15 protein-coding genes and 2 tRNA genes are annotated in these 17,857 nt (G+C 69.3%); 5 read left to right on the top strand and 12 right to left on the bottom strand.

Annotated features, from left to right (window positions below; all coding sequences use genetic code 11):
- Positions 1-723: 723 nt before the first annotated feature.
- The 3 genes from mobA to AWC30_RS03710 are packed head-to-tail and all read right to left on the bottom strand — an operon-like array spanning position 724 to position 4,389.
- Positions 724-1,326: a molybdenum cofactor guanylyltransferase gene (mobA, locus tag AWC30_RS03720; protein WP_264000192.1), complete on the bottom strand. Its 603-nt coding sequence runs from the start codon at positions 1,324-1,326 to the stop codon at positions 724-726.
- A 1-nt stretch (position 1,327) separates the two neighbouring features.
- The gene (locus AWC30_RS03715; RefSeq protein WP_085108851.1) at positions 1,328-2,401 is read right to left on the bottom strand and encodes a 2-oxoacid:ferredoxin oxidoreductase subunit beta; all 1,074 of its coding nucleotides are present in this window, start codon (positions 2,399-2,401) and stop codon (positions 1,328-1,330) included.
- On the bottom strand, positions 2,398-4,389 hold the full coding sequence (locus AWC30_RS03710; RefSeq protein WP_085108850.1) for a 2-oxoacid:acceptor oxidoreductase subunit alpha: 1,992 nt from the start codon (positions 4,387-4,389) through the stop codon (positions 2,398-2,400). The genes AWC30_RS03715 and AWC30_RS03710 overlap by 4 nt, the downstream gene beginning before the upstream one ends.
- A 364-nt stretch (positions 4,390-4,753) precedes the next feature.
- Here AWC30_RS03710 and fdhD point away from each other — a divergent pair, with 364 nt between their 5' ends.
- The gene (fdhD, locus tag AWC30_RS03705) at positions 4,754-5,587 is read left to right on the top strand and encodes a formate dehydrogenase accessory sulfurtransferase FdhD (RefSeq protein ID WP_085108849.1); all 834 of its coding nucleotides are present in this window, start codon (positions 4,754-4,756) and stop codon (positions 5,585-5,587) included.
- Between the two features lie 7 nt (positions 5,588-5,594).
- Here fdhD and clpX read toward each other — a convergent pair whose 3' ends face one another.
- A complete protein-coding gene (clpX, locus tag AWC30_RS03700; protein WP_085108848.1) occupies positions 5,595-6,878 on the bottom strand; it encodes an ATP-dependent Clp protease ATP-binding subunit ClpX in 1,284 nt (427 codons plus the stop codon).
- A gap of 259 nt (positions 6,879-7,137) precedes the next feature.
- On the opposite strand from clpX, the gene mmuM reads away from it, so the two are divergent.
- Positions 7,138-8,058: a homocysteine S-methyltransferase gene (gene mmuM, locus AWC30_RS03695; RefSeq protein ID WP_372507089.1), complete on the top strand. Its 921-nt coding sequence runs from the start codon at positions 7,138-7,140 to the stop codon at positions 8,056-8,058.
- A gap of 84 nt (positions 8,059-8,142) precedes the next feature.
- On the opposite strand, the gene AWC30_RS03690 is transcribed toward mmuM, so the two are convergent.
- The 4 genes from AWC30_RS03690 to AWC30_RS03675 form a co-directional block, all read right to left on the bottom strand.
- Entirely contained in the window at positions 8,143-8,778 is a 636-nt protein-coding gene (locus AWC30_RS03690) for an ATP-dependent Clp protease proteolytic subunit (RefSeq protein ID WP_085108847.1), read from the bottom strand.
- Positions 8,775-9,377, bottom strand: a complete 603-nt coding sequence (locus AWC30_RS03685; protein WP_085108846.1) for an ATP-dependent Clp protease proteolytic subunit — start codon at positions 9,375-9,377, stop codon at positions 8,775-8,777. The genes AWC30_RS03690 and AWC30_RS03685 overlap by 4 nt, the downstream gene beginning before the upstream one ends.
- A gap of 106 nt (positions 9,378-9,483) precedes the next feature.
- Positions 9,484-10,887, bottom strand: coding sequence for a trigger factor (tig, locus tag AWC30_RS03680; protein ID WP_165756420.1), 1,404 nt, complete (start codon positions 10,885-10,887; stop codon positions 9,484-9,486).
- 35 nt (positions 10,888-10,922) lie between these two features.
- Positions 10,923-10,999 (bottom strand) — tRNA-Pro (locus tag AWC30_RS03675).
- 98 nt (positions 11,000-11,097) lie between these two features.
- Between AWC30_RS03675 and AWC30_RS03670 the strand changes: the two genes are divergently transcribed.
- Positions 11,098-11,168, top strand: a tRNA-Gly gene (locus AWC30_RS03670).
- 28 nt (positions 11,169-11,196) lie between these two features.
- Positions 11,197-12,375, top strand: a complete 1,179-nt coding sequence (locus tag AWC30_RS03665) for a serine hydrolase domain-containing protein (protein WP_085108844.1) — start codon at positions 11,197-11,199, stop codon at positions 12,373-12,375.
- Between the two features lie 6 nt (positions 12,376-12,381).
- On the opposite strand, the gene AWC30_RS03660 is transcribed toward AWC30_RS03665, so the two are convergent.
- The 3 genes from AWC30_RS03660 to AWC30_RS03650 are packed head-to-tail and all read right to left on the bottom strand — an operon-like array spanning position 12,382 to position 14,328.
- Complete coding sequence (locus AWC30_RS03660; protein WP_085108843.1) at positions 12,382-13,188, bottom strand: Fpg/Nei family DNA glycosylase; 807 nt, start codon at positions 13,186-13,188, stop codon at positions 12,382-12,384.
- A 3-nt stretch (positions 13,189-13,191) separates the two neighbouring features.
- On the bottom strand, positions 13,192-13,671 hold the full coding sequence (locus tag AWC30_RS03655; RefSeq protein ID WP_085108965.1) for a ribose-5-phosphate isomerase: 480 nt from the start codon (positions 13,669-13,671) through the stop codon (positions 13,192-13,194).
- Between the two features lie 51 nt (positions 13,672-13,722).
- Positions 13,723-14,328 carry a mycothiol-dependent nitroreductase Rv2466c family protein gene (locus AWC30_RS03650; RefSeq protein ID WP_085108842.1) on the bottom strand — a complete coding sequence of 202 codons (606 nt, stop codon included), beginning with the start codon at positions 14,326-14,328 and terminating at the stop codon, positions 13,723-13,725.
- A gap of 212 nt (positions 14,329-14,540) precedes the next feature.
- Here AWC30_RS03650 and pepN point away from each other — a divergent pair, with 212 nt between their 5' ends.
- Positions 14,541-17,111, top strand: coding sequence for an aminopeptidase N (gene pepN / locus AWC30_RS03645; RefSeq protein ID WP_085108841.1), 2,571 nt, complete (start codon positions 14,541-14,543; stop codon positions 17,109-17,111).
- On the opposite strand, the gene AWC30_RS03640 is transcribed toward pepN, so the two are convergent.
- Entirely contained in the window at positions 17,112-17,852 is a 741-nt protein-coding gene (locus tag AWC30_RS03640) for a hypothetical protein (RefSeq protein ID WP_085108840.1), read from the bottom strand.
- Positions 17,853-17,857 lie beyond the last annotated feature (5 nt).

Genomic DNA, 17,857 nt, shown 5'->3' with positions numbered 1-17,857 from the left:
TAGAAGACTCCGGTCCAATACGTCACGTCGGCGACACGCCAATATCGATTGGATAACGGCGGCATCACGAACGGATATTGGAACGATCTCTGCTGGTCAGCGAGCCTGCTGTAGCGGCATGCCCAGCAGTGCGACGGCAAACATATCGTGAGGTAACTCACCGCATTTTTGTGAGCCCGCCCACAGTGGCGGGCCGGTACGGCGCCACACTGGCGTCGGGCGTGCGCTCTGCAGGCGCCCGAGCCGACGGGATCCGACGCGCCCGCAGGTCGCCTCGCCGCCGGCCCGACAATCCGTACCGGCCCGAACTCGGTACCCAGTACTGGTTTCCGTCGCGAAAGGGCTATTTCGCTGCGATTCTTCGACCCAGGCTTGACGCCCCCGGAGCGGTGGCGCGCCCGTTCCACCCGGCGCGATCGGACCCACAACGCAATCGTCGCCGGACCGGGAGCGCCTCGAAAATTGTTCCCCGCCAACACGTTTGACACCCCACGGACACCCGTCGGCCACAGCGGGATAACCGAACGACGACAATGGACAGTTTTCGGCGGCCAATTTCGGGGTGCGACCTCGACAAAATCTCGATGCGGATAACAAATGAATTAAACAATCATTAAAGAATTGATGTCATTTTGATTTACGACGGTCATTTCTCAGCCGCCTTGAAGGCAATACTAGAACTAGTTTGACAGTCTTATAATATAATTTGCTGGCCGAATGCCGTCACGGCGTTCTCAGCGCGGCCAGGTCGGCCGGCGAGTTCAGGTTGGCCAGCCCGGCCCGCTGCCCCACCACGATCCGCTGGGCGTCCAGGCCCGCGACCAGAGCGCGCATCCGGCGTTCGCCGGCCGCCACCAGTGCATCGATGTCGGCCGTGAGGGAGCTGCGGTACACCGCGGCCAGGTAGTGGTCGCGGCCGTCCCAGGGCACCACCACGTCAGCGTCGGTGGACACCGCCACCGCGGCCAGGACGTCGATCAGATCGGGGTCGAGAAGCGGCAGATCCACCGCCGCGACGAAGGCGTGTCGCGCCCCGGCCGTGACCGCCGCGCGCAACCCGAGCCCGGTCGCGGGCAACGGACCGCGACCCGCCACCTCGTCGTGCAGCACCCGCGCGGGCACGGCCGGCAACCGCTGGCCGGGCGCGGCGACCACGAAGACCGGCGCGCAGCGTCGGCCCAGGAGTTCAACGAGGTGCTCGACGAAGGTCCGGGTCGAACCGGGCAGCGACAGGGTGGCTTTGTCGCGCCCCATTCGGCGCGACGCGCCGCCGACGAGGACGACCCCCGCCGGTTGTTCGGCGGGGCCGCCCGCCGGCGGTGTCACCTCAGGCGACGGTCCAGGTGTCGCGGCCGCGCAGCAGCGACTGCAGGGCGGCGCCGTCGTGCGGGGTGGCCTCCCGGGCGGCCCCGATCTGGCTGCGCACCTGGTCGTCGTAGGTGGGCTTGCTGACCTGGCGGAAGATCCCCATCGGGAAATGCGCGAGGTTCTGTTCGGACAGCCGGGACAACGCGTAGGCGTACGAGGAGTCCTCCAGGGTGGCGTCGTGCACCACGATCTGGTCGGCGGCGACGTCGGCGGTCTTGGCCACCTCGAGTCCGTAGTCGGCCTTGACCACGCAGTATTCGCCGTTGGCGCCGAAGGTGATCGGCTCGCCCTGCCGCACGTTGATCAGCCGGTCCTCCGAGCCCTCCTTGCGCAGCAGGTCGAAGGAGCCGTCGTTGAACACCGGGCAGTCCTGCAGGATCTCCACCAGCGCCGATCCGCGGTGCTGCATGGCGCCCTCGAGCACCTCGGTGAGCCCCTTGCGGTCGGAGTCCAGCGCCCGGCCGACGAAGGTGGCTTCCGCCCCGATCGCCAGCGACACCGGGTTGAACGGGTTGTCCAGTGAGCCCATCGGGGTCGACTTGGTGATCTTGCCGGCTTCCGAGGTGGGCGAGTACTGGCCCTTGGTCAGCCCGTAGATCCGGTTGTTGAACAGCAGGATCGTCAGGTTGACGTTGCGGCGCAGCGTGTGGATCAGGTGGTTGCCGCCGATCGACAGGGCGTCGCCGTCCCCGGTGACCACCCACACCGACAGGTCCTCGCGGGCCACCGCCAGCCCGGTCGCGAAGGTCGGGGCGCGACCGTGGATGGAGTGCACGCCGTAGGTGTTCATGTAGTACGGGAACCGGCTGGAGCAGCCGATCCCGCTGACGAACACGATGTTCTCCCGCCGCAGCCCCACCTGGGGCAGGAAGTTGCGGATGGTGTTGAGGATCGCGTAGTCACCGCAGCCCGGGCACCACCGGACCTCCGAGTTGGAGTTGAAGTCCTTGGCCTTCTGCGGCTCGTCGGTGGTCGGGACGCTGCTGACGGCGGTCAGCCCCAGGTCCTTCGGGTGGGTGTCCAACTCGGTCATGCGATAGCTCCTGCTTTGCCCTCGATGGTGGCGGTGGCGGCCCGGGCCAGTCCGGGCTTCTCGTTCTCCTTGTCGCGCAGCGTCCCGTCCAGCGCCGCGGTGATGATCCCCTCGACCTCGTCGGCGAGGAACGCCCGGCCGGCCACCTTGGTCACCGACTGGACGTCGACCAGGTAGCGACCGCGCAGCAGCAGCGCGAGCTGCCCCAGGTTCATCTCCGGGGTCACCACCTTCGGGTAGCGGGCCAGCACCTCGCCGAGGTTGGCCGGGAACGGGTTGAGGTAGCGCAGGTGCGCGTGGGCGACCTTGATGCCGTTGCGCCGCGCCCGCCTACACGCCTCACCGATCGGCCCGTAGGAACTGCCCCAGCCCAGCAGCAGCAGCTCGGCGTCACCGGTCGGGTCGTCGACCTCCAGATCGGGCACCTTGATGCCGTCGACCTTGGCCTGCCGCAACCGGACCATCAGGTCGTGGTTGCCCGGGTCGTAGGAGATGTCACCGGAGCCGTTGGTCTTCTCCAGCCCGCCGATACGGTGCTCCAGGCCTGCGGTTCCGGGCACGGCGAACTGCCGGGCCAGGGTCTGCGGGTCACGCGCGTAGGGCTGGAACGGCTCGTCGGGCTTGGCGAAGTCCCGTTCGATCGGTTCGAGGTCCGCGACGTCGGGGATGCGCCACGGTTCGGAGCCGTTGGCGATCGCGCCGTCGGAGAGCAGCACCACCGGGGTGCGGTAGGTCAGGGCGATCCGGACGGCCTCGATCGCGATCTCGAAGCAGTCCGACGGGGTGGCCGGGGCCAGCACGGCCACCGGCGACTCGCCGTTGCGGCCGAACAGCGCCTGCAGCAGGTCGGCCTGCTCGGTCTTGGTCGGCAACCCGGTGGACGGGCCGCCGCGCTGGACGTCGATCAACAACAGCGGCAGCTCGGTGATCACCCCGAGGCCCAGCGCCTCGGATTTGAGCGACAGTCCCGGGCCCGACGTGCTGGTCACACCCAGCGCGCCGCCGTAGGAGGCGCCGAGCGCGGCGCCGATGCCGGCGATCTCGTCCTCGGCCTGCAGGGTGACCACGTCGAAGTTCTTGTGCTTGGACAGCTCGTGAAGGATGTCCGAGGCCGGGGTGATCGGGTAGGTGCCCAGCACCACCTGGGTCTCGGCGAGCTGGCCGGCGGCGATGATCCCGTAGGCGAGTGCCGTGTTGCCCGAGATCTGGCGGTACTCCCCCGGCGGCAGCTTGGCCGGCGCCACCTCGTAGGTGGTGCCGAACGCCTCGGTGGTCTCGCCGTAGTTCCAGCCGGCCTTGAGCGCCAGCACGTTGGCCTCGGCGATCTCGGGTTTGCGGGCGAACTTCTCGCGGATGAAGGTCTCGGAGGCCTCGATCGGGCGGCCGTACATCCACGACAGCAGACCGAGGGCGAACATGTTCTTGGCGCGGGCGCCGTCCTTCTTGGTGGCGCCGATCGACTCCACCGCCCCGAGGGTCAGGGTGGTCATCGCGACCGGGATCACCACGTAGTCGGAGAGTTCCTCGGTCTCCAGCGGGTTGGCCTCGTAACCGATCTTGGCCAGGTTGCGCTTGGTGAACTCGTCGGAGTTGGCGATCACCAACCCGCCGCGCGGCAGGTCGTCGATGTTGGCCTTCAGCGCGGCCGGGTTCATCGCGACCAGCACGTCGGGACGGTCCCCGGCGGTCAGGATGTCGAAATCGGCGATCTGGATCTGGAAGGAGGAGACACCCGGCAGGGTGCCCTGCGGGGCGCGGATCTCCGCCGGGTAGTTCGGCTGGGTGGCCAGATCGTTGCCGAACAGCGCCGCCTCGGAGGTGAAGCGGTCCCCGGTGAGTTGCATCCCGTCACCGGAGTCACCGGCGAAGCGGATGACGACCTTTTCGATTTTCTGCCGTTGCGGCTTTTTCGTGTCTGCCCCGTTGTTCGGCTCCACGCCGCTGCCTTTCTCGCTGGTCTGCGCGTCGTCGCGCGCGCACACAGGCATCCGGCTGCCGCTGTGGGCGCCGTCGGATCGGATGCCCGCCAAGTTTTATGTCACTGCCGGTACCGATTATTGCACTCTTCTTAGGGTTGCCTCGACGCCGGGGCCGTCCGACACGCCCCCGGTTTCTCAGCGAACCTCCAGCTCATACCGGCAATCCGCCCGGATTTTCCCTACCGTTGTGGTTTTGGTCACTTTTGCTGGAATCCCAACTTTAAGAATCTGTCGTACCCGTGGGTAACATTTGCTAGCACCTGCTGTCGCGCGGTCGGGTCCGCGCGCCGCACCCCCGGGGTCGCGGCGCCGACGGCCGGTACCGCCAAGATGGAACCATGACCGATATGGCGTTCTCGAGGATCGGGCCGGCGTGGGGCGACTGACCGCGCGCCGGCGCATCCGCCGCTACCGGGCCGCGGACACGGTGGAACGGCTGGAAACCCTGGCCGTGGAGGAACCGCTGGAGATCCGGGTCAACGGGACGCCGTTGACGGTCACGATGCGCACCCCGGGCCGCGACGTGGAACTCACCCAGGGGTTCCTGCTCACCGAGGGGGTGATCGGCGGGCGCGAGGATCTGCACACCGCCCAGTTCTGCGCCGGGGCCGGCGACGCGGACCTCGACGGCCTCAACAGCTACAACGTGCTCGACGCGACGTTGTCACCCGGGGTGCCCGAGCCGGGGCCGCGTCTGCAGCGCAACTTCTACACCACCTCGTCGTGCGGGGTGTGCGGCAAGACCTCGCTGGATTCGGTGCTGCTGCAGAGCCGGTTCCGGCCCGACGACGATCCGATCACCGTCCCTGCCGCCACCCTGACGGCATTGCCCGACAAGCTGCTGGCCAGGCAGAACGTGTTCGCCAGCACCGGCGGGCTGCATGCGGCCGCGCTGTTCGACGCCGCAGGCACCGCCCTGGTGGTCCGGGAGGACATCGGCCGGCACAACGCGGTGGACAAGGTGATCGGCTGGGCCGTCGAGCAGGGCCGGGTGCCGCTGACCGGCACGGTGTTGCTGGTCAGCGGCCGAGCGTCGTTCGAACTGACCCAGAAGGCCGTGATGGCCGGGGTACCAATCCTGGCCGCGGTGTCGGCGCCGTCGTCGCTGGCGGTCGACCTGGCCGCCGAGGCCGGGTTGACGCTGGTGGCGTTCCTGCGCGGCGATTCGCTGAACGTCTACACCCGCGCCGACCGGATCACCGGATAGCGGCCGGTCAGGCGGTCTTGTCGCGGCGCTCGGCGCGGGCCGGCTTGCGGGGCACGATCGTGGGCAACACGTTGTCCTCGACCGTCTCCCGGGTCACCACGACCTTCGCGACGTCGTCGCGGCTGGGGATGTCGTACATCACCGGCAGCAGGACTTCCTCCATGATCGCGCGCAGCCCGCGCGCCCCGGTGCCGCGGTGGATGGCCTGGTCAGCGATGGCCTCCAGGGCCTCGTCGCTGAACTCCAGCTCGACGCCGTCCAGGTCGAACAACCGGATGTACTGCTTGACGAGCGCGTTCTTCGGCTCGGAGAGGATTTTGACCAGCGACTCCCGGTCCAGGTTGGTCACCGACGCGACCACCGGCAGCCGACCGATGAACTCCGGGATCAGCCCGAACTTGATCAGGTCCTCCGGCATCACCTCGGCGAAGTGGTCGCTGGTGTCGACCTCGGCCTTGGAGTGCACCTCGGCGCCGAACCCCAGGCCCCGCTTGCCGATCCGGTCGGAGACGATCTTCTCCAGCCCGGCGAACGCTCCCGCGACGATGAACAGCACGTTGGTGGTGTCGATCTGGATGAACTCCTGGTGCGGGTGCTTGCGCCCGCCCTGCGGCGGCACCGAGGCCTGGGTGCCCTCCAGGATCTTCAGCAGCGCCTGCTGCACACCCTCACCGGAGACGTCCCGGGTGATCGACGGGTTCTCGCTCTTGCGGGCGATCTTGTCGACCTCGTCGATGTAGATGATGCCGGTCTCGGCGCGCTTGACGTCGTAGTCGGCCGCCTGGATCAGCTTGAGCAGGATGTTCTCCACGTCCTCACCGACGTACCCGGCCTCGGTCAGGGCGGTGGCGTCGGCGATGGCGAACGGGACGTTGAGCATCTTGGCCAGCGTCTGCGCCAGGTAGGTCTTGCCGCACCCGGTGGGCCCGAGCATCAAGATGTTGGACTTGGTCAGCTCGACCGACTCACCGGAGCGGGAGTCGCGGTTCTTGTCGCCGGCCTGGATGCGCTTGTAGTGGTTGTAGACCGCCACCGCCAGGGTGCGCTTGGCGGTGTCCTGACCGATGACGTAACCGTCGAGGAACTCCCGGATCTCCGCCGGTTTGGGCAGCTCGTCGAGTTTGACCTCGTCGCCGTCGGCGAGTTCCTCCTCGATGATCTCGTTGCACAGGTCGATGCATTCGTCACAGATGTAGACGCCGGGCCCGGCGATCAGCTTCTTGACCTGCTTCTGGCTCTTCCCGCAGAACGAGCACTTCAGCAGGTCGCCACCATCTCCGATGCGTGCCATGATGCTGGGCTCCCACTTTCCTGATCGCCGTCGGTCTCGGGTCGCGTCGCGCGTCTTGCCTCGACGCTACCCGCTTGCTGCGCCGCCGGGCGACTCATAACGGGAATCACCCCGACGGCATTGGTGCATGTCGAACCTATCGCTTCACTCGGCTGCTCCCGGCGGGACGCGCCGCCGTGGCGCGGGCGTGTCGCCGACGTGACCGAATCGCAAGGCGCGGCGGTTCCGCTCGCGCCCACGGTGTCCGCTCACGCCTACAGTGGAAGCCGTGCGGTTCGCCGTGCCCAACGATACCGTGCTGATCAGCGACGGCGGTCTGGCAACCGAGCTGGAAGCCGCCGGCTTCGATCTCACCGACCCACTGTGGTCGGCGCGCCTGCTGCTGGACGCGCCGCGGTCGATCACCGCGGCGCATGAGAGGTTCTTCCGGTCCGGCGCCCAGATCGCCACCACCGCCAGCTATCAGGCCTCCTTTCCCGGCTTCGCCGCCCGCGGACTCGACGCGGAGCAGACCGCCGAACTGTTGCGCCGCAGTGTGAACCTGGCGCGGGCGGCCGCGACCACGGTGGATGGCCACCGGTGGGTGGCCGCTTCGATCGGACCGTACGGGGCGGCGCTCGCCGACGGTTCGGAATACCGCGGCCGCTACGGGCTGACGGCGACCGAGTTGACCGCCTGGCATCGGCGGCGCTTCGAGGTGCTCAGCGCCGCCGGACCCGACGTGCTGGCCTGCGAGACCGTCCCCGACGTCGTCGAGGCCGAAGCGCTGGCCGCGCTGGTGGCCGAGGGTGAGCTGCCGGCGTGGTTGAGCTTCACCGTCGAGGGCACGCGCACCCGCGCGGGCCAGCCGCTGGCGGAGGCTTTCGCGGTGGCCGCGGAGGTGGACCGGATCGTGGCCATCGGCGTCAACTGCTGCGACCCGGACGACGTGCTACCGGCGATCGCGACCGCCCGCGCCGTCACCGGCAAGCCGGTGATCGTCTACCCCAACAGCGGCGAGCGCTGGGCCGGGCGGTGGACCGGGCCCAGCCGGTTCCGCCCCGGGGAGGCCGCCGCCTGGGTGGCCGCCGGGGCCCGCATCGTCGGCGGTTGCTGCCGGGTGCGGCCTGCCGACATCGCCGCGCTGGGTCGCTGTCTGGCCGGCCCCGCCGCGGGGCCGACCCCGACGCCGAACGTGTAACAGCTGCGAAAAGACCGCGCGCTGATCTCGCAGTGACTGCACGCTCGGCGGCCGTGGCCTCGCCGGCGCGCGACCGGCGCGGTCTCAGCCCTGCTGGGCGGAGAGCTTGCGGTACTCGAGCACGGTGTCGATGATCCCGTACTCCTTGGCGTCCTCGGCGGTGAGGATCTTGTCCCGGTCGGTGTCCTTGCGGATCACCTCGGGGTCCTTGCCGGTGTGGCGGGCCAGGGTGGCCTCCATCAGGCTGCGCATCCGCTCGATCTCGGCGGCCTGGATCTCCAGGTCGGAGAACTGGCCCTGGATCACCCCGGCCAGCTGCGGCTGATGGATGAGCACCCGGGCGTTGGGCAGCGCCATGCGCTTGCCGGGGGTGCCCGCCGCCAGCAGCACCGCCGCCGCCGAGGCGGCCTGCCCCAGGCAGACGGTCTGGATGTCGGCCCGCACGTACTGCATGGTGTCGTAGATCGCCATCAGCGAGGTGAAGCCGCCGCCGGGCGAGTTGATGTACATGGTGATGTCGCGGTCGGGATCCTGGGATTCCAGCACCAGCAGCTGCGCCATCACGTCGTTGGCGGACACGTCGTCGACCTGGGCGCCGAGGAAGATGATGCGTTCGTCGAACAGCTTCGCGTAGGGGTCGACGATGCGTTCCCCGAGGTGGGTCCGCTCACTGAACTGCGGCAGAACGTAGCGCGCCTGGGGCTGAAGATCAGGGTTCATGACGAGGCTCCGTTGGTGTGGGCGCGGGTGATGATGTGGTCGACGAAGCCGTACTCGAGGGCTTCCTGGGCGGTGAACCAGCGGTCCCGGTCGGAGTCGGCCTCGATCCGCTCGATCGGTTGACCGGTGAACTCGGCGTTGAGCCGGAACATCTCCTTCTTGATGACCGCGAACTGCTCGGCCTGGATCGCGATGTCGGCCGCGCTGCCGGTCACCCCGCCCAACGGCTGGTGCATGAGAATCCGGGCGTGCGGCAGGGCGTAGCGCTTGCCCTTGGTGCCGCCGGCGAGCAGGAACTCGCCCATCGAGGCGGCCATCCCCATCGCGTACGTGGCGATGTCGCACGGCGACAGCGTCATCGTGTCGTAGATCGCCATCCCGGCGCTGATCGACCCGCCCGGGGAGTTGATGTACAGCGAGATGTCCCGGGTGGGGTCCTCGGCCGAGAGCAGCAGGATCTGGGCGCACAGCCGGTTGGCGATGTCGTCGTCGACCTGCGAACCGAGGAAGATGATGCGTTCCCTCAGCAACCGCTCGAAGACCGAATCGGCCAGGTTCAGTCCCAGCCCTTCCGACCGCATGTCCGTCACACCGCTCACAGTGGGATACCTGCTTTCTGCTGTTTGCTCTGTCCCGACACTAACCAACCGGACGGGCCGTGCACTCCCCCAACGCGCCCCGAATCCGCCGTGTTCGCTGACAGCGTCACGCCTCGTCGGCGTCGGCGGCCTCAGACTCGGCCTCCGCCTCAGCCTCGGCCTCCGGCGCCCCGGCCGCCTCGGCCTGCGCCTGCCGTCCGAAGAACTCGCTGGTGTCGACGGTGGCGCCGGCACTGTCGGTGACGGTGGCCGACTCCACGACCGCGGCGATCGTCAGGCCCCGCCGCACGTCGGCGAACATCGCCGGCAGCTGGTTGTTCTGCTGCAGATAGGTCATCAGCTGCTGGGGCTCGATACCGTACTGCTGCGACATCATCACCAGCCGCTCGGTCAGATCCTGCTGACCGACCTGGATCTCCAGCTTGTCGGCGAGCGCGTCGAGCAGCAGCTGGGTCTTGACCGCCTTCTCCGCCGAGGAGCGGGTGTCGGCGTCGAACTCCTCCCGCGAGGAACCCTGCTCGGCGAGTGCCTCGGCCAGCTTCTCCTCGTCGTGGTCGAGGCCGTGGATGGCGTTGTGCACCGTGTCGTCGACCTGGGCCTGCACGATGGCCTCGGGCAGCGGGACCTCCACTTTCTCCAGCAGCAACTCCAGCGCGCTGTCACGGATCTTCTCGGCCTGCTGGACGCGTTTGGTGCGCCGCACCTGCTCGGTCAGGTTCTCGCGCAGGTCGGCGATGGTGTCGAACTCGCTGGCCAGTTGCGCGAACTCGTCGTCGGGCTCGGGCAGCTCACGCTCCTTGACCGCGCCGACGGTGACGGTGACCTGTGCTTCCTTACCGGCCTGCGGGCCCGCGGCCAACGTGGTGGTGAAGACCTTGCTCTCCCCGGCCTTGAGCCCGACGATCGCCTCGTCGAGCCCGTCGATGAGCTGGCCGGAGCCGACCTCGTGAGACAGGCCCTCGGTCGCCGCGTCGGCCAGTTCCTCCCCGTCGACCGAGGCGGACAGGTCGATCGAGACGAAGTCGCCGTCGGCCGCGGCCCGGTCCACCCCGGTCAGCGTGCCGAAGCGGGCGCGCAGCGATTCCAGCTCCGCGTCGACCTCGTCGTCGCCGACCTCGATCGGGTCGACGGTGATCTGCAGCCCCTCGGCCGGTCCCAGGTCGATCTCCGGGCGGACGTCGACCTCGGCGGTGAACACCAGTTCCTCGCCGTCCTCGAGCTTGGTGATCTCGATGTCGGGCTGGCCGAGCGGCTGAACCTCGGCGCTGGCCACCGCCTCGCTGTAGCGGCTGGGCAGCGCCTCGTTGACCACCTGCTCGAGCACCGCGCCCCGGCCGATCCGCGCCTCCAGCAGCTTGGCCGGCGCCTTGCCCGGCCGGAAGCCCGGCAGCCGGACCTGTTTGGCCAGTTCCTGATAGGTACGGGTGAAGTCCGGCTCCAGCTCGGTGAAGGGCACCTCCACATTGATGCGAACCCGGGTGGGGCTCAACTTCTCGACGGTGCTCTTCACAGGCGTACTCCTCATGTCGGTTGTGACGGTCACGCTGGTCGGGGTGACAGGATTTGAACCTGCGACCTTCCGCTCCCAAAGCGGATGCGCTACCAAGCTGCGCTACACCCCGCACTGATCACGCGATCCTACGGCCCCGGACCTGCACGCCGATGAGCGGCGTCGATTGGAATTGCCGCCAGACGGGCCGTAGAGTCGCGCTGAAGTAATGCGGGCGTAGCTCAATGGTAGAGCCCTAGTCTTCCAAACTAGCGACGCGGGTTCGATTCCCGTCGCCCGCTCGAAGGGGGTTCCTCGACGGGAGACTGCGTGAACGACGTCGGCATCCAGGGCTGGTGCGCGCCGGCGTTCCAGCGGGTCGCCGAGGTGTTCGAGGAGAACTTCGCCGTCCGCGGCGAATTGGGCGCGGCGGTCGCCGCTTTCGTCGACGGGGAACTCGTCGTCAACCTCTGGGGTGGCCCGGCCGGCCCACGGCCGTGGACTCCCGACACGTTGTCCACCGTGCTGTCCGGCACCAAGGGTTTGACCAGCACCTGCGTGCACCAGTTGGTGGAGCGCGGCGAGCTGGCCCTCGACGCGCCGATCGCCCGCTACTGGCCGGAGTTCGGCCAAGCGGGAAAACAGGACATCACCGTGGCGATGGTGCTCAGTCACCGGTCCGGTGTCATCGGCCCGCGCGACCCGATGCCGTGGCAGGACGTCACCGACTGGGACCTGGTCTGCGAGCGCATCGCGCGCGCCGCGCCCTGGTGGGAGCCGGGCACCGCGCAGGGGTATCACATGACCACCTACGGGTTCATCATCGGCGAGGTGGTGCGTCGGGTCACCGGCGGCACCGTCGGCGAGTACCTGGCGCGGGAGATCGCCGGACCGCTGGGCGCCGAGGTGTACATCGGGCTGCCCGCGGCTGAGCAGCGGCGCCGCTGCGCCGACCCGGTGGACAAGCCGTCGATCCGGGAGATCCTGGCCGCCGTCGGCGCCCCGGACCGTCCGACCTCGCTGGCCGACCATCCCAAGGCCGGGCTGGCGATCGCGATGGGGTTCGCACCCGACGACGAGGTCGCCACCCACGACTTGGAACTGTGGCGGGCGTCGGAGTTCCCGGGCACCAACGCCCAGGTGTCGGCGCTGGGGATGGCGACGTTCTACAACGCGCTGGCCCAGGAGCGGTTGCTCAGCCGGGCCCACATGGATCTCATCCGGGTCTCCCAAGGTGGCTTCGACACCGATCTGGTGTTGGGCCCCAGGGTGGCCGACCACGGCTGGGGTCTGGGCTACATGCTCAACCAGCGGTGTGTGAACGGCCCGAATCCGCGCATCTTCGGTCACGGCGGGCTGGGCGGCTCGTTCGGGTTCGTCGACCTGGAACAGCGGATCGGCTACGCCTACGTGATGAACCGGTTCGACGAGACCAAGGCCAACGCCGACCCGCGCAGCGTCTGCCTCTCCAATGAGATCTACCGGGTGCTCGGGGTCATCGACGACTGATCGCGGTCAACCCTGGCAACCCGGGCACCAGAACATGGCGCGGGCCTCCAGGTCGGTGACGCGCACCGGGGTGGCGCAGACGCGGCAGGGCTCCCCCGCCCGGCCGTAGACGTAGGTGCGTGGTTTGCCCGCGGCGTAGGCCGGTGCGCCGTGGTCGTGCTCGGGTCGCACCACCACGATCTTGCCGCGACGCAGGCCGACCTTCATCAACGCGACGAGATCACGCCAGGCCGTGTCGAACTCGTCCGCGGTGATGGTGGTCCCGGGGCGGCGCGGATCGATCCCGTTGCGGAACAGCAGCTCCGCCCGGTAGACGTTGCCGACCCCGGCGACCACCGACTGGTCCAGCAACAGGCCGCCGATAGCCCTGCGGGACTTGGCGATCCGCTTGTACACCAGGGCGGGGTCGGCGTCGCGGCGTAGCGGGTCGGGGCCGAGCCGGGCCAGCAGGTCGGCGACCTGAAGTTCGTCGAAGATCTCGCACGCGGTCGGCCCGCGCAGGTCGGTGCCGTACTCCGCGCCGGCCAGGCGCATGCGGACCTGGCCGACCGGCGGCGGCGCGGGTCCGTCGGGCGGCACCGCGAACTCGGTGAAGGTGCCGTACAAGCCGAGATGGATGTGCACCACCGCGCCCCCGGCGTAGCGGTGGAACAGGTGTTTGCCCCAGACGTCGGTGCCGGTCAGCACCAGTCCGTCGAGGAGGGCGGCGCCCTCGGCGAACCGGCCCTGCGGGCTGCTCACCGCCACCGGCGAGCCGGCGAACCGGCGTTGATGCAGCCGGCCGAGCCGGTGCAGGGTGTGCCCTTCGGGCACCGGTCAGCCGGCCGCGCCCGGCACCGCCGGCGCCTGGTGGGTGCGCTCGTAGTCGTCGAGGATGTCGATGCGCCGCTGGTGGCGTTCGGCCTGCGACCACGGGGTGGCCAAAAACGCGTCGACGATGGCCAGCGCCTCGTCGGTGCTGTGCATCCGACCGCCGATCCCGATCAGTTGCGCGTTGTTGTGTTCGCGGGCCAGCTTCGCGGTCTCCACGCTCCAGGCCAGCGCGCAGCGCGCCCCGGGGACCTTGTTGGCGGCGATCTGCTCCCCGTTGCCCGAGCCGCCCAGCACGATGCCCAGGCTGCCCGGGTCGGCCACCGTGCGCGACGCGGCCGCGATGCAGAACGCCGGGTAGTCGTCGTCGGCGTCGTATTCGAACGCGCCGCAGTCGATCGGCTCGTGCCCCAACTGTTTGAGGTGGTCGACGATCTGCTGCTTGAGTTCGTAGCCGGCGTGGTCGCAGCCGAGGTAAACGCGCATGGCGGTCATTGTGTCAGAGCGGTCCGCGGTGACCGGCGGGTGCGCGGCCGGTCAGTCGAATTCCGGCGCCTCGGTGCGGGTGCGTTTGAGTTCGAAGAAGTGCGGATAGGCGGCGAACGCCACCGAGGCGTCCCACAGTTTTCCGGCCTGCTCACCGCGCGGGATCCGCGAGAGCACCGGGCCGAAGAACGCCACCCCGTTGACGTGGATGGTCGGGGTGCCGACGTCCTTGCCCACCGGGTCCATGCCGGCGTGGTGGCTTGCGCGCAGCGCCTCGTCGTAGGTGTCGACGGTGGCGGCCTGCGCCAACTCGGCGGGCAGACCGACTTCGGCGAGGGCCTGCTCGATCACCTGCGGCAGGTCCTTGTTGTCCTGGTTGTGGATCCGGGTTCCCATGGCGGTGTACAGCGGAGCGAGGATCGCCGCGCCGCGTTGCTGCTCGGCGGCGATCGCCACCCGCACCGGGCCCAGCGCCTTCTTCAGCCCTTCCCGGTAGTCGTCGGAGAGGTCGTCGCGGCCCTCGTTGAGCACCGCCAGGCTCATCACGTGGAAGTGCACCTCGATATCGCGGACCTGCTCGACCTCGAGGATCCAGCGGGAGGTGATCCAGCACCACGGGCAGAGCGGATCGAACCAGAAATCGGCCTTGTCGGGCATAGCTGTCCTCTCGCAGTACGGCGATGTGGCGGGCCGGTCCGCCGGTCCCCACCGTAGTCGCCGCGGCGCCGCCGCGACCGGCGGCGCTTCCCTGAAATCGACAGCCGTATCGGCGTACAGCCGCGAAAACAGCGCCATGACACCGCTGAGGTGTCGATTTCAGCGGAAACCGAGTGACCGGGAGTCCTCGCGCAACCATTAGGTTGGGACGGGTGGCACTTCCTAACCTCACCCGCGACCAGGCCGCCGAACGCGCCGCGCTGCTCACCGTGGACGGCTACCGCATCGACCTCGACCTCACCGACGGTTCCGGTGGGCCCGGCGCCGACACCTTCCGCTCGATCACCACGGTCACCTTCGACGCCGTGGCCGGCGCCGACACCTACCTGGACCTCGCCGCCGACACCGTGCGCCGCGCCACCCTCAACGGCGTCGACATCGACGTCTCCGGCTATGACGAGTCCACCGGCATCCCGTTGCGCGGGCTGGCCGAGCACAACGAAGTGGTGGTCGACGCCGACTGCCGCTACTCCAACACCGGGGAGGGTTTGCACCGCTTCGTCGACCCGGTCGATGACGAGGTGTACCTGTATTCGCAGTTCGAGACCGCCGACGCGAAACGGATGTTCGCCTGCTTCGACCAGCCCGACCTCAAGGCGACCTTCGAGATCCGGGTCACCGCGCCCGCGCACTGGCAGGTGATCTCCAACGGCCCCACCACCGAGGTCGCCGACGGGGTGCACGCGTTCGCGACCACTCCGCGGATCAGCACCTACCTGGTGGCGGTGATCGCCGGGCCCTACGCCCGCTGGACCGACACCTACCGCGACGAGCACGGCGAGATCCCGTTGGGCATCTTCTGCCGGGCCTCGCTGGCCGAGCACATGGACGCCGAGCGGCTGTTCACCGAGACCAAACAGGGGTTCGGTTTCTACCACAAGCATTTCGGCATCACCTACCCGTTCGGCAAGTACGACCAGCTGTTCGTGCCGGAGTTCAATGCCGGGGCGATGGAGAACGTCGGTGCGGTCACCTTCCTGGAGGACTATGTCTTCCGCTCCAAGGTCACCCGCGCCTCCTACGAGCGGCGCGCCGAGACCCTGCTACACGAGATGGCCCACATGTGGTTCGGCAACCTCGTGACGATGCGGTGGTGGGACGACCTGTGGCTCAACGAGTCGTTCGCGACGTTCGCCGCGGTGCTCTGCCAAAGTGAGGCCACCGAGTACACCGAGGCGTGGACCGGGTTCGCCAACGCCGAGAAGTCGTGGGCCTACCGACAGGACCAGCTGCCCTCGACCCACCCGATCGCCGCCGACATGCCCGACCTCGCCGCCGTCGAGGTCAACTTCGACGGCATCACCTACGCCAAGGGCGCCTCGGTGCTCAAGCAGCTGGTCGCCTACGTCGGGCTGGATCGGTTCCTGGCTGGCCTGCGCGACTATTTCCGCACCCACGCCTACGCCAACGCCACCTTCGACGATCTGCTGGCGGCGTTGGAGCGCGCCTCCGGACGCGACCTGTCCGACTGGGGCAGGCAGTGGCTCAAGACCACCGGCATCAACACGTTGCGCCCGGACTTCGATGTCGACGCCGACGGCGCGGTCACCCGGTTCGCCATCACCCAGGGCGGCGCCGCGCCGGGCGCGGGCGAGACCCGCGCGCACCGGCTGGCGGTGGGCGTCTACGACGAGCGGGACGGCCGGCTGGTGCGGGTGCACCGCGAAGAACTCGACGTCGAGGGTCCCAGCACCGAGGTGCCCGCCCTGGTCGGCCGGAACCGCGGCGCGCTGATCCTGGTCAACGACGACGACCTGACCTACTGCTCGCTGCGGCTGGATCCGGAGTCGCTGGCGACCGCGCTGGAGCGTATCGCCGATATCGCCGAGCCGTTGCCGCGCACGCTGGTGTGGTCGGCGGCGTGGGAGATGACCCGCGAGGCCGAGCTGAAGGCACGCGATTTCGTGGCGCTGGTCTCCGGCGGCATCCACGCCGAGACCGAGGTCGGGGTCGCCCAGCGACTGCTGTTGCAGGCGCAGACCGCGCTGGGCTCCTACGCCGACCCGGGCTGGGCGACGGCCACCGGATGGCCGGCGTTCGCCGACCGGCTGCTGGAGTTGGCCCGCGCCGCCGATCCCGCCTCCGATCACCAGTTGGCCTTCGTCAACGCGCTGAGCACCTCGGTGCTCGCCGACCGGCACACCGACGTGCTCGCCGCTCTGCTCGACGCCGATCCGGCCGGCCAGCAGCTGACCGGCTTGACCGTCGACGCCGATCTGCGCTGGCGTATCGTCACCGCACTGGCGCGCGGCGGCGTCGTCGATGCCGACGGCCCGGACACCCCGTTCATCGATGCCGAGGTGCAGCGCGACCCGACCGCGACCGGGCGCCGCCACGGCGCGCAGGCCGCCGCCGCCCGGCCGCAGCAGGCGGTCAAGGAACGGGCCTGGACCCGGGTCATCGAGGACGACACGCTGGCCAACATCACCGGTCGGGCGATCATCGCCGGCATCGTGCAACCCGGGCAGGCCGAGCTGCTGGATGCGTTCACCGCGCGCTACTTCAACGCGATCCCGGGGGTGTGGCAGCGCCGGTCCAGTGAGGTGGCGCAGACCGTGGTGATCGGGCTGTACCCGACGTGGAACGTCAGCGACGACGGCATCGGCGCGGCCGAGTCCTTCCTGGCCGACCCGCAGGTGCCGCCACCGCTGCGCCGCCTGGTGCTGGAGGGCAAAGCCGGCGTGGAACGGGCCCTGCGGGCGCGGATGTTCGACGGCAGTTGATCACCGCACCGGCCGGTAGCCGCCGTCGCTGAGGCCGGCGGCCACCTCGAAGGCGTTCGGCCGCCCGGTCACCACCGCCGCGGCCTCCGCGGTGAGATAGCCGACGCTCATCCGCACCGGCCCCAGCGCGGCCCACTGCCGGGCGTGTCGTTCCTCATGGTGCAGCAGGCGGTCCAGGTGCAGCCGCCCGGGACGCGCGGTGCCGTCGTCGCCGCGGTACCAGCCGACACCGGATTCGATGATCGCGGTCAGCAGGGCCGTCGGGTCGTCTCCGGCGCGGAGGTTGACCAGGAAGACATCGCCGTAGGTGGTGCCGCCGCGCCGGCTGGCCGCGCGGTGCGGCAGGCTGCCGCCGATGCCCATCAGGATGCCGTGCGGTGTCGCCGCCAGCGCGCCGTTCCCCGCCACCGCACCGGCGGCGCGGTAGCTCCAGGCATTGGCGGCCTGCCGCTCACGGATCCGGCGCACTTCGGCTGCGCCGAAGTCGGTGACGGCGAAGTCACCGCCGGGATAGCCGCTGCCGGCGTTGAACACCGCGGCCATCAGCACCGCGGCCCGCACCTGCACGGCCGGGGTCCGCGCCGGAATCAGGAAGTGGCTTCCGCCGCGCGGGTCGGCGACCTCGGTCAGCCCGGCCAGGATCTCGAAGCTGGCCGCGCCGACCCCGGCCCGTCCGACCGCGTCGATGACCGACCCGGGGATCCCCCGCCGTTCGACGTTGCCCAGCCAGCGGGTGTGCAACCGCG

Source organism: Mycolicibacillus trivialis (assembly GCF_002102395.1).
Taxonomy (GTDB): Bacteria; Actinomycetota; Actinomycetes; order Mycobacteriales; family Mycobacteriaceae; genus Mycobacterium; species Mycobacterium triviale.
Note: the sequence above shows the minus strand (reverse complement) of the source record. Positions and strands in the feature narration are given on the sequence as shown.

Bases quoted from the DNA above. Each gene is read 5' to 3' on its own strand.
- AWC30_RS03715 (WP_085108851.1), bottom strand. From the start codon at position 2,401: ATGACCGAGTTGGACACCCACCCGAAGGACCTGGGGCTGACCGCCGTC.
- AWC30_RS03690 (WP_085108847.1), bottom strand. From the start codon at position 8,778: ATGAACCCTGATCTTCAGCCCCAGGCGCGCTACGTTCTGCCGCAGTTC.
- AWC30_RS03655 (WP_085108965.1), bottom strand. From the start codon at position 13,671: ATGCGCGTTTACCTCGGCTGCGACCACGCCGGCTACGAACTCAAGCAG.
- AWC30_RS03710 (WP_085108850.1), bottom strand. From the start codon at position 4,389: ATGCCTGTGTGCGCGCGCGACGACGCGCAGACCAGCGAGAAAGGCAGC.
- clpX (WP_085108848.1), bottom strand. From the start codon at position 6,878: ATGGCACGCATCGGAGATGGTGGCGACCTGCTGAAGTGCTCGTTCTGC.
- AWC30_RS03650 (WP_085108842.1), bottom strand. From the start codon at position 14,328: ATGCCCGACAAGGCCGATTTCTGGTTCGATCCGCTCTGCCCGTGGTGC.